The sequence below is a fragment of the Myroides sp. A21 genome, from assembly GCF_000807225.1.
In the GTDB taxonomy this organism is placed as follows: domain Bacteria; phylum Bacteroidota; class Bacteroidia; order Flavobacteriales; family Flavobacteriaceae; genus Flavobacterium; species Flavobacterium odoratimimum.
The window spans coordinates 3,139,984-3,156,347 of sequence record NZ_CP010327.1; the positions used below are offsets into that span (position 1 = coordinate 3,139,984).

Here is a 16,364-nt window from a genome sequence, read left to right on the forward strand (position 1 = left end):
TACTAGTGTTATTTAGTTAAATATTTACACGATTCAAATCAAAGTTACACTTTTAAATTTTTGAATGCCGTTAAAAATGTATAAATTAGATGTAAACTTTAAAAAAAGAGATATGGCTAATTCATTTGTAAAAACTGTAAAAGATCGAATTAAGAACTGGTATATACCTGTAATCATTGGTATACTTTTTATAATAGGAGGAATATATATGTTTAGTACTCCTATTACAGCATATGCTTCACTAACTATTATCTTTAGTTGTATGTTTTTAATTGCTGGTATTTCAGAGATTATCTTTGCTTTTTCTAATCATGATCAACTTGATGGTTGGGGATGGTTGCTTTTTTCAGGAATTATAGATGTGGTATTAGGTGTTATTTTAATTGGAACGCCTACGTTATCGGCAGTAGTTCTTCCTATTTATGTTGGTTTTGGATTAATGTTTAGATCTATTAGAGGAATGGGAACAGCTTTTGACCTTAAAAACTACGGTGTAAAATCATGGACTAGCTTATTTGTTTTTGCTTTACTTGGGTTAGTATTTTCATTCTGTATGTTATGGAATCTTGAGTTTGGTGCATTTACCATTGTATATTGGACAGCATTCTCATTCATATTATTAGGAGTTTACAGTTTATTGTTTGGTTTCTTCTTGAGAAGGATAAAAAAATATTCAGGAAAGGTTGATCAAGAGCTGTTAGAGCAATATGAAAGGATTCAAGAAGAAGTTCGAAAGAGATTACACGATAAATAAGTATAATTATTTGATAAAGTTTATTGGGTGTTGTAAAAAATGCATATTTTGCAAGTAATAAATAAAAGAGATTATGAAAAAAATTGCAATGCTATTTGCCTTTGTAGCTACATCACTATTAGTTGGGTGTGAAGGGTCTACTGGACCACAAGGGCCTCCAGGACCAACTATGTATCCTTATGTAGAAGAAATTAAATTAAGTTTTACAAAAGACTTGACTAGTACTATTCAAGGACAACTTATTAAACATCCAAACGGATTTGTAGATGGTGACTTGGTGTTCGTGTTTATAGCTGATAAATTTAGTAATGATGGTAAGCCTCTTTTTTCACCTTTACCTACCAGATACTTTGTAGATGTAGATAAAGTAGAAAAAGAACTTGAATATAGTTATAATTATTCTCCATATGATACAGAAATCGTTGCAAGAGCTAATGCTCCTCTAGGTTTTTTTAATGGAGATGGAGATAAACATGAAGGCTTTATAAAGAATATGATTTTTAGAATAGTATACATTCCTGGAAGTACACCTGTAATAGGTACTAAGTCTGATAATAGTAAAGAAAGTGAGAAGACTAGTTTATCATACGAAGAAGTTGTACGCAAGTATAACTTAGAAGATGTAAAAGTAGTTAAGAAGTACTAGATAATAATATTTAAAAGGTAGAGGCGCTAAGTTTCTACCTTTTTTTGTTTCTATAGGTAAAAATATAAGGGGGGAGTGCTCTTGAATATACTTTTTTAAAAAATATTACAAAAATATAGGGGGTGTGTGTTGTTTTTAATGACTTTTATTTAAATTTGTACTCATAAAACAGGGGGTGTCCCTTCAAAAACTATTAATTATGTCAACATTTCGTTTTCGAGCAATTGAAAAAGCAGCATCTAGAGAAGCTGTAAAGGTAGAAGAACTGGGTAGAAAATCATTGATCTTTGGTGATCACGTATTTAATGACAAGTCAATGCGACAATTTTTAACTCCAGAAGCTTATCAGGCTGTTAAGAATGCACAACTAGGAATTAAAATAGATCGTCGATTAGCTGAGTACATTGCATTGGGAATGAAAGAATGGGCGCTATCGAAAGGAGTAAGTCACTATACGCACTGGTTTCAACCACTGACAGGAACGACAGCAGAGAAGCATGATGCTTTCTTTGAGACGTCTTTTGATGGTGATCCTGTTGAAAAATTTAATGGTAGTCAATTAGTACAACAAGAGTCAGATGCATCTAGTTTCCCTAACGGAGGAATTAGAAATACATTTGAAGCAAGAGGGTACACAGCTTGGGATCCTACATCTCCTGCCTTTATCTTTGGTTCTACATTATGTATTCCTACTGTATTTATCTCTTATACTGGTGAGGCTTTAGATAATAAAACTCCTTTATTAAAAGCGCTTAATGCAATAGATGATGCTGCAACTGAAGTAGCTAAATTCTTTGATAAAAATGTAAAGAAAGTAACGACTACTTTAGGGTGGGAGCAAGAGTACTTTTTAGTAGATAGTGCTTTAGCTGCTTCTAGACCTGATATTCTTACTACAGGAAGAACATTATTAGGGCATACAGCTGCTAAAGGACAACAATTAGATGACCACTATTTCGGTTCTATTCCAACTAGAGTACTGAATTATATGCATGATTTAGAGAATCACTGTATCTTATTAGGTATTCCTGTTAAGACTAGACATAATGAAGTAGCTCCTAATCAGTTTGAATTAGCACCTATATTTGAGGAAGCTAATTTAGCAGTGGATCACAACTCTTTATTAATGGATGTAATGAAAAAGGTAGCTGAGAAGCATCACTTTAAAGTATTATTCCATGAGAAACCATTTAAAGGAGTTAATGGTTCTGGTAAACACAATAACTGGTCATTGGCTACTGATACTGGTGTGAACTTGTTGAGTCCTAGTAAAACACCTAAGAGTAATTTACAGTTCTTAACTTTCTTTATCAATACGATTAAAGCTGTAAATGATAATGAAGAGCTTTTAAGATCAGCTATTGCTTCTGCAAGTAATGATCACCGTCTTGGAGCGAATGAAGCACCACCGGCAATTATGTCTGTATTTATTGGACAACAATTGACTAAGGTTCTTAATGAATTGAAAGAGGTAACAGATGGAAAGTTGTCACCAGAAGAAAAAACAGATCTTAAATTAAATGTAGTTGGAAAAATTCCAGATGTATTATTAGATAATACAGATAGAAATAGAACTTCTCCATTCGCTTTTACAGGTAATAAATGGGAATTTAGAGCAGTAGGATCTACAGCTAACTGTGCTGGACCGATGACTGTATTAAATACAATAGTAGCTAAACAGCTTAGAGACTTTAAAAATGAAGTGGATGCACTAGTAGAAAAAGACGGATTAAAAAGAGATGAGGCAATCTTCAATGTATTAAGAGAATATATTAAAGATAGCGAGAGAATTCTTTTTGAAGGTGATGGATACGGTGATGAATGGGAAAAAGAAGCAGTAAAAAGAGGATTGAGTAATAATAAGACAACTCCTTCTGCTTTAAGAATTAAGAAAGACCCTAAAGTGATTTCAATCTTTGAAGAGATGGGAGTGATGACTAGTATAGAGATGCATGCTAGATATGAGATCGAGCTAGAAGAATATGTAAAACGTATTCAGATAGAAGGACGTGTGTTAGGAGATATCGCAAGAAATCATGTAATACCAACGGCTATCAAGTATCAAAACTTAGTAATTGATAATGTGAAAGGTCTTAAAGAGATATTCGGTGCTGAAGATTTCGGAACGATTGCAGCAGAGCAATTACAAATGATTAAAAAGATATCTCATCATATAGAGCAAATTAATGCTAAGGTTACTGAGATGACAAATGAGCGTAAAAAAGCGAATCTAATAGAGGATGTTGAACAACAAGCTCATGCATACTGTGATGTTGTAAAACCTTATTTTGATATTATCCGTTACCACAGTGATAAATTAGAATTAATGGTAGATAATGAGCTTTGGACATTAACGAAGTACAGAGAATTGTTATTTACGAACTAAAAATAGTGATAAATTGAAAAAAAGACGACTTATGCTTCTTAGCTAAGTCGTCTTTTTGTTGGTATATATAAAGAGTTTTATGGTATTATGTATAGTATTACCGCTATTTGAGGATGGTGTTTATTGTATTTTTTGTGATTAAAGTATATTTTATTTATTTTGTTAATTAGTATGTAAAAATATATTACTTTAGAAAATTCTTAAGAATTACGAAATTGACAGTTGTTGTGAAAAAGTAGAGTAGGAATGCTCTATTTTGGAAGACATAATTGTGACACTATGGAACAAAATACATCAATAAAATTATCAGTACAGAAGTATAGTTACTTCAATTATACTTTTTGTATTCAGAAATATCACTTTATACAACGTATCCTAATAGATAATCTAGAAGAAAGTTATGAAGGGGTTAAAGTTCACATCTCATCGCAACTAGGTTTTTTTGAGGATAATGTTGTGCCTATTGAACGCTTAGAGTCTAATACGGCTTATACCATAACGAAGTTTGATTTTAAATATAATCTACATTTTATACGTAATGTAGTAGAGAAAGATATTGATACGGTTCAGATAGCTTTAAAGTTAGATGACGAAGTATTAGCAGAGACTTTCTTCCAAATAGAGGTGTTACCTATAGATTACTTTGGAGGAGTGGAGCTTTTTCCACAATTACTAGCGTCGTATATCTTACCTAATCATGATGCTATTTACCCTATTAAGTCTAATGCTGTTAGAATATTAGAGAAGAATAAACTAGTTCCTTCCTTCGAAGGATATCAGTCAGGTAGTCGTGAACGCGTATTACAGATGGTATCTGCTATTTATCGATCTATACAAAGTATGGATTTAGTATATAGTGCTTTGCCACCAAGTTATGAGCGAACAGGCCAGCGTATTCGATTATTAGATCAAGTGATAGAGACCAAGTTTGGTAACTGTATGGATATAACATTGCTCTTTGCAGCATGTTTAGAAGCAATAGATTTAAATCCTATTCTTATTCTGACACGAGGGCATATATTTGTCGGTGTTTGGTTAGTAGATGATAGATTTGATTCTATGGTTAATTATGACCAGACAGCGATTACTAAACGTGCAGCAACGAGTATCAGCGAACTTATCGTTATAGAATCTACCATGGTCTGTAAGGGGGCTACTTTTACACTTAAAGAAGCAATGGCATCTGCAGAAACTCAGCTGTTACAAGCTTCTGATTTTATCTTGTCTATTGACGTTAAGACTGCTCGTATCAATAATGTATTACCTTTACCAGTATATAGAAAGAGTAGTGGAGAGTTTATTGAGAACCACGATTTTGAAATTAGTAGAAAAAAAGATAGTATAGATAAGCGATTTGCTCAGTCTAATGCTTTTAGTGATTTAGAACTAGGAGAAGGAACTGTTTTATCTAAACAACGTATTTGGGAGAGGAAGCTATTAGATTTATCCCTTAGAAACAATCTTTTAAACACTCGATTTACTAAGAGTATTCTACAGTTAATCGATGTAAATGTAAGTGATTTAGAAGATTCTTTAGCGGAAGGTAAAGCGTATACTATACAAGGAAGTAGCCAGCAAGAGATATTAAATAAGTACAATCTATATTATCCACCATTACATTCATCAGAAGAGCTATTCGAAGTAGTAAATTCAGAGTTTAAGAATAATAGACTATATAGTTACTACAATGAGTATGACTTAGATAATATCTTAGTTAATCTATATCGAAATTCTAAACTAGCTGAAGAAGAAAATGGTAAGAGTACCCTATATCTAGGGATAGGATTGCTTAAGTGGTATGAACCCAAATCTGAGAAAACAGTAAGATATGCCCCTATATTATTAGTGCCTGTGGAGCTTAATAGGAGGTCTATTAACTCTAAGTTTGTACTAAGAGGGAGAGACGAGGAGACGATGATTAATATCACGTTGTTAGAGTATTTACGTCAAGAGTTTAAACTTGATATGACTGCCCTAGAAGATTTGCCGATGGATGATTTAGGTGTCGATGTACCTAAGGTTCTTGCCTTAGTTAGAAAGACGATAATAGATTTAAAAGGTTGGGATGTATTAGATCAGATTATCTTAGGGACTTTTTCGTTTAATAAATTGATTTTATGGCAAGATATTTCTAAGTATGCAGATGAGATTCAAAAGAGCTCTATTGTTAATAGTTTATTGAATGGTAGCTTGTCAGAATCAATAGAAGTACTCGATAGTAATGATGATGAGTTAGAACAATTGACATCATCAGAATTGACATTACCTATCTCTACTGATAATTCTCAATTAGAAGCAGTTAGAAATGCACATGCTAATAAAAGTTTTGTTTTACACGGGCCTCCAGGTACTGGTAAGTCTCAGACGATCACTAATATCATTGCAGATGCATTAGCAAATGGTAAAAAGGTCTTATTTGTAGCAGCTAAAAAAGCTGCACTAGATGTAGTACACCATCGATTAGAAAAGATAGGACTAGGACCATTCTGTTTGGAATTGCATTCTAATAAAACACGTAAATCTGATGTATTAGCGCAGTTCGAAGCTACATTAGAAGTGCCAAAATATAAGGGAAACTATGACTTCAAGGAAGCTTCGAATAGAATAGATCAACGCAAAGCAGAGTTGAGAAAGTATATAACTCAGCTACATCAACGTTTTAGTATTGGATGGAGTTTATATGATACCATAGCCTATTTAGAGCTTAACCATGTGGCTGTTAATAGCGATTTACTTGTAGATATTGATTTAAATGAGATTACACAGTCTACTTATACAAGTTGGAAGGATTGGATAGTACAATTTGCCTCTATATGTCAGCGCATAGAGAGCCCTTTGTCACATCCTTTGCGTTCTTTAACGATAAAAGAACATAAATACGATATCCAGAGTACGGTTAAGACCGTACTGTCTGATTATAAATATACAGCTCGTGAATATGAGCAAATCAGTGCAGAGTTTAACTTTAAACTTCTATCTGATAAAAGGATCGATGCTAATAGTTTACAGACGATGTTTGAATTATTAGCTAAGAGCAATTTGTCTTATGAATTAATCGATTTATACTTTGATGCTAATCAATTCTCTCTGTTACACAAGTGGATGGAGTTACATCAGAAATGCATACGTATAGAGGATTCAATTACTCAACAATTTAATAAGAAAATACTTGAAGTAGATCTATCACTTCAAGAACAAGAGTGGAATAAATCTAAACATCTTTGGTTCTTGCCTAAATGGCTTAAGCAGAGAAAAGTAAAGTCTTTCTTGAATGGATATTCTAAAGCAAAGATCAAATCAGAGCATGATGTTAATCTTCTGTTTAATCAATTAGATGACTTCAAGAGGTTAAAACTAAGCTGTGAGGACTCTAATTACAGGGATATTAATAGACTGTCTAAAATCTACTATACTAATGATAGATTAGACTTTGAAGCTATTTATACAGAAATAGAGAACCTAAGCGGACTTTCTAAACTGGCTCAACAGCATGGTTATTATGGAATAGATAAATGGTTATTAGATTTTTATAGAAACCAAAATGTAAGAAGAGGAATCTCCGAGATTACGACATTCTTAAAGACATTTATGGTAAAATACCACGATGTTCAGGCATTCTCTTCGACAACACCTTTAAGTGATGAAGTTGACGGTATCTTAGCTAACCTTGATAAGTTAAGTGATTGGATTAACTATAATGTCTATAGAGAAGAGGGAACTAAGCTTGAACTAGATTGGTTTATTGACTTATTAGAACAAGGTAGAATAGAAAAAGACAATCTAGAAGTAGAGCTAGAGCGAATATTGCACATCAATTTATTTATTAAAACAGTAAGTAACTCTTTTGCACTTAGTGGTTTTGATGCTAAGATATATGAGACTCTAATCAAACAGTATCACGATATTCACAATGAGTATACCGAATTAAATAAGAGTCAATTAGTATTAAAATTAAGTAGTCGTATTCCGAGATCATTCTTTGACTCTATTCAGAGTTCCGAATTAGGAATGCTAAAACGTGCTATTCGCAGTAGAGGACGAGGGTTGAGTTTGAGAAAACTATTCGATCAGATGCCTAATTTACTTTCTCGCTTAAAGCCGTGTATGCTGATGAGTCCTATTTCGGTAGCACAGTACTTTGATGTTAGTACAGAGCATTTCGACTTGGTTATTTTTGATGAGGCTTCTCAGTTACCTACAGCCGAGGCTATTAGTGCCTTAGCTAGAGCTAAGCAGGCTATTATCGTAGGAGATCCTAAGCAGATGCCTCCGACTAGTTTCTTTGCTTCTAATAAGGTAGATGAAGATAATTTAGAATTAGAAGATTTAGAAAGTATTCTAGATGATTGTTTGGCTCTGTCATTGCCGTCTAAGTATTTGTTAAGACACTATAGAAGTAAGCACGAGAGTTTGATATCGTTTAGTAATGCTAATTTCTATGACAATAAGTTATTGACTTTCCCGTCTAAGGATGACTTGGATAAGAAAGTAACTTTTGAATTTATAGAAGGGGGGATGTATGAGAAAGGAAAGTCTCGTACAAATAAAAAAGAAGCTATAGCTATCGTCGAATATATAAAACAGCACTATAGTCAAATAAAACCTAAGTCTCTAGGTGTAGTGACTTTTAGTCAAACTCAACAGACCTTGATAGAAGATATGTTGTCGGATATGCTGATAAAGAATCCTGCTGTAGAGGAGAAAATGCTAGGAGCTTCAGAATCGCTTTTTATCAAAAACTTAGAGAATGTACAAGGAGATGAGCGTGATATTATATTGTTTTCTATAGGGTATGGCCCTGATGAAGAAGGTAAGGTATCAATGAATTTCGGACCGTTAAATAGAGATGGAGGATGGAGACGTCTTAATGTAGCTGTGACTAGAGCGAGGTATGAGATGAAGATATTCTCTTCGCTTAGAGGGGATCAGATAGATCTTAGACGTACTAATGCAGAAGGAGTGAAGGGATTGAAGAATTTCTTAGACTTTGCAGAAAAAGGATATGTAAATATTGCTGAGAGTGAATCTGTTAAACAAAGTGATAAATTGATTCAATCCATTGCTACTTATCTTAAAGAGAATGGATTTGATGTTAAAACGAATATTGGTACTTCTAGTTATCGATTAGATATAGGTGTCGTTGATAAGAATAATCCGAATGAGTATGTAATGGGAATCCTAGTAGATGGATTAAATTACTACAACGCAAAAACAACCAATGATAGAGAATTATTAATTCCTGGTGTATTAAAAGGACTTGGATGGAATATATACCGCATATGGACGATTGATTGGTTTAAGAATAAGGAGTTAATTCTACAAGATTTACAAGCTAAGATAGATGAGACCTATCAGAAGGCTGAAGAAGTGGAGATGGAGACAGGATCAAGTGATTTTATTAGCAAACATTTAATCGAAGTGACTGATAAGGCGGCTGTATCTAGACAAAGGCCTTATGAATCTGCTAACTTTAATGCTATAGCGGATGGTAACTCTGAGACAATATACCTTCAAAACAATAGAAATCTAGTACAGAATCAATTGTATCAAATTATTCAGACGGAAGGACCTATTAGTCAGAACTACTTGTTAAAAAAAATGATGACTATATGGAATATTTCTCGTACTGGTACGAAGTTGCAGGCATATTTAGTCGAATTGATTAATGAGATTCCTAATTGTACTAGTGTGCTCTCTTATCAAGAGTTTTATTGGAATGAAGATCTTTATAAAAGAGGGTTGACTCATTATAGAGAAAATACTATAGAAAAGAGAAATATAGAAGACATCTGTCCTGAGGAGATAGAGGTAGCGATAATAGAGTTACTAGAAACTAACTTTAGTGTGCCACATGAAGATTTAACTAAAGCTATCGGAAGAGTTTTTGATTTTACTAAATTAGGAAGTCAGATGGATCAAGTGATTCAACATGTGATTCAGAAGATGATGGTAGAGGACAAAATTATTAATCAATTTGGCAAAATAATATTAAAAGAATAATCACATGATAGAGAGAGTTTATAGGATATGCCTTGATAGTTCTTATAAATTCTCCTATTTTTACGTAATCAATTAAATTAGGAAGAAGATGAAGACATTAGAAGTAGGGCAAAAAGCTCCAGTGTTTAAAGCATTAGACCAATCAGGAAAAGTACATCAGTTAAGTGATTATAAAGGAAAGAAATTAGTAGTATTCTTCTACCCAAAAGCAAGTACACCAGGATGTACTTGGGAAGCTTGTAACTTGCGTGACAATTACGCAGAGTTAAAAGCAAAGGGATTTGAATTACTAGGTGTTAGTGCTGACTCAGCTGCTAAACAACAGAAATTTATTGAGAAGAATAACTTGCCATTTCCATTACTGGCTGATGAAGAGAAAGAAGTATTAAATGCTTTCGGTGTATGGGGACCTAAGAAATTTATGGGACGCACGTATGACGGTATTCATAGAATGACGTTTGTGATTAATGAAGAGGGAGTTATATCTGATGTGATTAGTAAAGTGAAAACTAAAGATCACGCTGCTCAGATTCTAGAGACAGTATAAGTTTTTAAAAGAAATTATAAAAAAGACAGTATCTAATCGGTTAGATACTGTCTTTTTTTCGTTTTCGACTTAGAATACCATGTGATAGTATCTCCCTTTTTTCAGCTAATCTATGAGCAATCTAGGGTGTATTCTAAGGTGAAGTAATACAACTTTCAATAAATTGTATTACGTTTGAGAAAATAAAAAAGAAGCATGAAAGAAAAGATTGATAAGGGAGATTTATATCTTCTAAAAGAGCATAGCTCACTCTCAGATTCTCAGTTAGGAGAATTGTTAGAGCAGAAGAGTTATGCTAATATCACAGATTGGCAGAAGTTTGTCAAGTATTTGACACTAGCCTTAGGAGCAGGGTTTTTACTGTCAGGTATAGTATTTTTCTTTGCATACAATTGGGCAGATCTACATAAAAACATCAAGTTTTTACTTGTATTCATTCTTTTAACTATCAGTGTTATAGGAGCCGTGTACCCTAAATTGAATACTGTGGTAAGACAAGTTAGTTTGTTAAGTGCGAGTATATTAGTGGGGGTGTTATTCGCTGTATATGGTCAAGTGTATCAGACAGGAGCTAATGCTTACGATCTCTTCTTTATGTGGGTATTAGCTATTACACTATGGACAGTATTGAGCAGATTCTCTCCTCAGTGGTTATTTTATGCTGTACTAGCTAACACAACTTTGATTCTTTATTTCTTACAAGTAACGAGTGATGATCTATTGTTCTATAGTGGATTATTTCTTTTACTATTGAATGTAGTATTATATTTAACACCTATATATTTAGCCAAAAAAACGAATTATAAATTGGATAGATATTATACGGGACTACTTTCTTTAGCCTGTTTTTCAGTTGCAACTAGTGGTATTATTACTTTTATTTTTGTAAGTACAGACCGCTATATTAAAGCTGATTTAAGAGGGTTATATATGCTAGTAATAGCTTCTATCGCTTGGTTTATTGGAAGTTTCTTATGGAGTAGAAAAGCTAAGGATTTATTGTTGTATAGTTATTTTTTACTTTCTGTATTTGCTATTGTATTTGCTTTAATTATCAAGATTGCTGATATCAATGAGGCTTCGTTATTATTATATGCATTATACTGTATAGGAGGAACTTTTGGAATTGTGAAGTTGATTATAAACCAGAAAAAAGTGTGGAGCAATGAACAGTAATCAATTTAAAGATATAGTTACTTCTTTAATCCAAAAAGGAGTAGAAGTAGAGCAAGATGCCCTACAAGTGGCACAAAGCAAATTAGCGCTTAAGTCAATTATAATTAGAGTAATATCAGTAATAGGAAGTCTTATAGGTTTAGGACTATTTATGGGGTTTATTGCTTTGATATCGAGTGATTTGTTTTCTAATAATACCTTTTTAAGTATTATGGGATTACTGTTTTTAGTAGGCTCATTTGCATTGAATAGAAGTAAAGACAGCGCTGTAACAGATAGTATTGCTGTTTCTTTATTTATTATAGGATATGCTTTTTTAGTCTTTGGACTAGCAGAAGCTACAGATTTAGCAGGTCTGATTATGTTAATTACTGGCGGAATCACATTGCTACTTTATAATAATCAGATTATAGCATTTTTGAGTAGCTTATGTGTATTAGTCTCTATTCACGTAATATTATTTCAATTAGAAATAGAAACTTTCTATCATATTTATTTAGCTATTGTACTATTGTTCACTGTTTATTTATTTTGGCAAGAACAAGGATTAAGAACAATAAATAAACTGATAAGAGATAGATATTTAGCTGTTTTTACTGCTTCTTTTTGCTATACACTTGTAATGGGGATTATTGCTTCTACTATGAAGTATGGTTATTATTATTTTAGTGAATATAGAGGAGTTCACCTTTTTTTAGTTATTACCATATTAGCCCTAGTAGTAGCAACGGTTTATTTAGTACTAAATAAAATGAAAGTAACTCAAGTCAGCATTAAAGTGATGGCTTATGGCTTAGTCCTTATCTTTAATGTACTAGTAGCATTTAATTATCCAGCATTTGGTATTGCATTTTTATTGATGCTTTGGAGCTTTAAAAGGCAATATAAAGTAGGTTTTGCTTTAAGTATTGCAACTCTAATTTGGGCAATGGGCATGTTTTATTATGACTTAGGCATCTCTTTATTAGAGAAATCTCTATCTATGATGGGCATAGGAGTGTTATTCTTAGGTATCTATTATTTAATTCAAAAAGGTGAGGGACAGACAAATGAAAAATAAGAAGAACATAATTATCCTAGTTGTATTTGTACTTATTGGTATCTTCTTTGTAAAAGCAGTATTACAAAAGGAAAAGACAATAAAAGAGGGGCAATTCGTATTGCTAGAATTAGCTCCTGTAGATCCTAGATCCTTAATGCAAGGAGATTATATGAGTCTTAACTATGCGATATCAACTAGAACAAGTACTTTTGATCAAAGTATTCTAGATTCAATAACACCTGTTAGTGAGAATGAGATTCTTACAACTACAGAAGAAGAACTATCAGCTAGAGCTGTGAACGATATTGAGGAGGCTGTAGAAAAGAGCAAATTGAATAAGCGTGGATATGTCTTACTGTCTTTAGATAAGGATAATGTAGGGAGTCTGGTGAAGATGGTCAATGAATTGGGAGAGAAGAAAGCTAATCAAGTTTACATCAAATACTTTAACTATGAAGGCTGGAGATTTAATATTGGGGCAGAGAGTTTCTTCTTTCAAGAGGGGGATGCAGAGAAGTATGAACAAGCTAAATATGGTGGACTACGCGTAGATGAAGACGGGAATAGCGTTTTGGTAGGGATGTACGATAAAGACCGCAAATTAATTGGGAATTAGGAATTTAAAATTAAGAATTATTTGCCTACGGCATTTAGTATAAACAAACAGGGAGTTTATCCTGATGATAACCTCCCTGTTTGTTTTACCTATTTCGCTTCGAAAGTTAGCGTATGTGTTTCTTCTGAAATTTCTTCTAAATAATTGTAATTACTACTGATGGTAATCTCAGTAAAACCAACAGCTCTTAAGGCTAGTTTAAATTCTTTTACTCCCCAAAAGCGAAGGGAGAACAAATCTATTTCAGAGTTAACTAATCCTTTCTCATTATCCCAATGCTCATACCTCAATTGAGATATAGTAGTCTGCTTAAGATAAGATGTTTCTACTCTAGATTCTGTTAGTGTAAGCATTCCATTTTCTACATTCCACTGTCTAGCTAGCATAGGAGCTTCTGCTAATGCAGATAAAGGAGATAAGTCTATTATTAATCGGCCACCTTCTTTTAGAGCTGATTTAAAGCGTCTTAATACCTCAATAGCTTCATCAGTATCCGTTATAAGCTGAAATGACCCTGCAGGGATTATAATTGCTTCATAAGAGGTAGTAGAGGTGAAGGTATTAAACATTTCTTGTCTAAAGATACCATTGAGACCTCTTTGTTTACATTCTTGCTCACAGTAAGAAAGCATTGCTGCAGAAGCGTCAAACCCTTCTATTTTTAATCCTTTTTCTAATAGAGGGATTAGTATTCTTCCATTTCCAGATGCAGGTTCTAGGATTACTCCTTCTGTGTTTTTTAATCTTTCACTATAGTATTCTACATCTCCAAAGGATCTTCCAATAGGTTTATCGATATGATACACCCATGAAGCTAGTGATCCATATCTATTTGTTAATTCTTTATTACTCATATTTTTTGATTATAGGACTGTAAACATAGAATAAAAAAAACTTTTAATCTGATTTTGATTAAAGAAAAGACAGTTTTGTTCTGACCTGCTAGAGGATTGCTTGAGGGGTTTTTGCACCTTTCTTCGAGAAAACCACCTTCTAGGCAAGCAAAGTGCTAGAAAACTGCAAGGAATCCCCTAGAAAGTGCAAGCTACGTACAGGTACTTACATCATTCTAAAACAACATTATTATACAATTAGGTATAAGACCTTTTTAGTCAAACAGCCTTTTTTAATAAAAATATCGTTCAAATAATTGTTTAAAACTAAAAGTAGATATACATTTGCATCAGTATTAACGAATAATAGTCTAAATGTACACAACTAAGTAAAGATTGGTTATATATAACCAATAGATAAAAGGACAAACTTCAGTCCGACGAGTGGTTATCATCTTTATAAATTGACAACAGTCTTGTGTTGTCATAATACTTAGTATCGTGTAAATACATATTTTTTGACCGTGAGGAGTGGTGTACGGGCCACGTATGGATTATTCACAGCAGTAAACCAAGAATCAGCCTCAGCCAAATACTATAAAGCAGTTCTACTTCATAGCTCTTTCATTAGTTCTAAAACCATACTACAGTATGATTGTATCGCTAATTCAGACCTATTTTGTATACTTACTTTTCGTTTATTGGTCTATTACTTATTCTGGGTTAAATTTTAAAAGACTATGAGCATAGTTATATCAAATTTATCTTATTATCACGCAGATAAGACACCTTTATTTACAAATATTAGTTTATCTATTAATGCAGGAGAGAAGGTTAGTATCATCGGTCAAAATGGTACTGGCAAAACAACATTACTTAAACTAATCGCTAGAGAATTAGAGTTAGCGGAACCTGCTATTCATATTAATGGGACAGTATTCTACTTGCCACAAAATAAACAATTAGTTGAATCTCAAACTATTTATGAAGCAGTAGGGGTAGTTGATAAGGTTAGGGCACTCCGTGCTATACTAGCGGGTTCTGTAGAAGAACAGGACTACGAAGTACTTAATGATCAATGGGACATAGAAGAACAGATCGCTAAGGTATTAGCGTATTGGGGATTAGAGACGATATCACCAGATACTACGATGGATTGTCTGAGTGGAGGACAGCAGACGAAGGTTTTATTTGCGAAGATGATGCTAAGTCAGGCAGACACACTGTTATTAGACGAACCTACTAATCACTTAGACTTAGAAACCAAGGAATTATTCTATAAGTATATACAAGAGTTTAAAGGTACTATCGTTATTGTCAGCCATGATAGGGTATTACTTGAGTTAATGCCTATTACTTTTGAGCTAACACCTAATGGAGTGTTTAAGTATGGAGGGAATTACAGCCTATACAAAGAACAAAAAGAACTGCGTCTACAAGGTATCCAGAGTAAAGTAGATCATCTGTCTAAAGAAATGAAAGATGCTAAAAAAGCGGATATTAAACGTACAGAGCAAATAAGTAAAGATAAGGCTCAGAACAAAAAAGCAGAGAAAAAAGCAGGTCTTCCAAAGATTGTTATTAATGCGATGCGCAATAAAACAGAGAACAGCGTAGCTAAGCTACAGGATGTTCACCAACAAAAGAAAGAGGGAATACAATCTGAATTATTAGAATTAAGAACCCAATTAGAACGAGATAAACTGTTTGCTATTCGTTTTCCCCAATCTACTTTGCATAAAGGGAAGTTGTTATGGGAAGCTAAAGAAATGAACTATCGTTATTCTCCTGCATTTGCTCCAATATTTAAGACGAATCTTGACTTTAAAATCATGAGCGGAGATAGAATCTTGCTCAAAGGAAAGAATGGTTCTGGTAAGTCTACGCTGTTTAAATTGTTACAAGGAATTTATCTACCTACTACAGGAGAATTATACCGTGCAGATGCTAAGGTGGTCTATTTGGATCAATTTTACTCTTTACTAGATCATAGTTTAACGCCTATAGATCAGTTAGAACTGGCTAATAAAGGGAAACACTCTCTGGCGGATCTTCGCAATCTATTATTTCAGTACGGAATAGGGGTAGGCTTATGGACAAATAAGATAAGTACATTTAGTGGAGGAGAGAAACTGAAGCTCGTGTTGTGTTATCTGACTATTTTAGCTTCAGAGATAGATGTGTTACTATTAGATGAACCTACGAATAACTTAGATATTATTAGTATTGAGAGTTTAACTAAAGCTTTAAGTGAGTTTAATGGAACCTTAGTAGTTGTTAGCCATGATGAGAGTTTTATTAAGGAATTGGGAATAGTAGACGTGATAAATTTAAATTAAGTCAAAAGTAAAGCTTGTTTTTGAC

General features: G+C 33.3%; 10 protein-coding genes. 9 read left to right on the forward strand and 1 reads right to left on the reverse strand.

Annotated elements, in window-relative coordinates:
* The first annotated feature begins 112 nt into the window (after window positions 1–112).
* The 8 genes from MYRA21_RS14035 (at window position 113) to MYRA21_RS14070 (ending at window position 13,167) form a co-directional block, all read left to right on the forward strand.
* Window positions 113–754 (forward strand): HdeD family acid-resistance protein, encoded by a 642-nt coding sequence (locus MYRA21_RS14035; RefSeq protein ID WP_225581548.1) that lies wholly within the window; start codon window positions 113–115, stop codon window positions 752–754.
* A 73-nt stretch (window positions 755–827) separates the two neighbouring features.
* Complete coding sequence (locus MYRA21_RS14040) at window positions 828–1,400, forward strand: hypothetical protein (RefSeq protein ID WP_006258915.1); 573 nt, start codon at window positions 828–830, stop codon at window positions 1,398–1,400.
* Between the two features lie 199 nt (window positions 1,401–1,599).
* Entirely contained in the window at window positions 1,600–3,786 is a 2,187-nt protein-coding gene (locus MYRA21_RS14045) for a glutamine synthetase III (RefSeq protein ID WP_006258914.1), read from the forward strand.
* 279 nt (window positions 3,787–4,065) lie between these two features.
* Complete coding sequence (locus MYRA21_RS14050; RefSeq protein ID WP_230486157.1) at window positions 4,066–9,786, forward strand: DUF3320 domain-containing protein; 5,721 nt, start codon at window positions 4,066–4,068, stop codon at window positions 9,784–9,786.
* Window positions 9,787–9,874: 88 nt separating this feature from the next.
* Window positions 9,875–10,333 (forward strand): thioredoxin-dependent thiol peroxidase, encoded by a 459-nt coding sequence (bcp, locus tag MYRA21_RS14055; RefSeq protein WP_006258912.1) that lies wholly within the window; start codon window positions 9,875–9,877, stop codon window positions 10,331–10,333.
* A gap of 195 nt (window positions 10,334–10,528) precedes the next feature.
* Window positions 10,529–11,509: a DUF2157 domain-containing protein gene (locus tag MYRA21_RS14060; RefSeq protein ID WP_006265249.1), complete on the forward strand. Its 981-nt coding sequence runs from the start codon at window positions 10,529–10,531 to the stop codon at window positions 11,507–11,509.
* Complete coding sequence (locus MYRA21_RS14065; protein WP_006258910.1) at window positions 11,499–12,569, forward strand: DUF4401 domain-containing protein; 1,071 nt, start codon at window positions 11,499–11,501, stop codon at window positions 12,567–12,569. The genes MYRA21_RS14060 and MYRA21_RS14065 overlap by 11 nt, the downstream gene beginning before the upstream one ends.
* Window positions 12,559–13,167 carry a GDYXXLXY domain-containing protein gene (locus MYRA21_RS14070; RefSeq protein WP_039329488.1) on the forward strand — a complete coding sequence of 203 codons (609 nt, stop codon included), beginning with the start codon at window positions 12,559–12,561 and terminating at the stop codon, window positions 13,165–13,167. The genes MYRA21_RS14065 and MYRA21_RS14070 overlap by 11 nt, the downstream gene beginning before the upstream one ends.
* Before the next feature lie 89 nt (window positions 13,168–13,256).
* Here the strand turns inward: MYRA21_RS14070 and MYRA21_RS14075 are convergent, their stop codons facing one another.
* Window positions 13,257–14,021: a class I SAM-dependent methyltransferase gene (locus MYRA21_RS14075; RefSeq protein ID WP_039329490.1), complete on the reverse strand. Its 765-nt coding sequence runs from the start codon at window positions 14,019–14,021 to the stop codon at window positions 13,257–13,259.
* Between the two features lie 719 nt (window positions 14,022–14,740).
* Between MYRA21_RS14075 and MYRA21_RS14080 the strand changes: the two genes are divergently transcribed.
* A complete protein-coding gene (locus MYRA21_RS14080; protein WP_016649457.1) occupies window positions 14,741–16,339 on the forward strand; it encodes an ABC-F family ATP-binding cassette domain-containing protein in 1,599 nt (532 codons plus the stop codon).
* The last annotated feature ends 25 nt before the right edge of the window (window positions 16,340–16,364 follow it).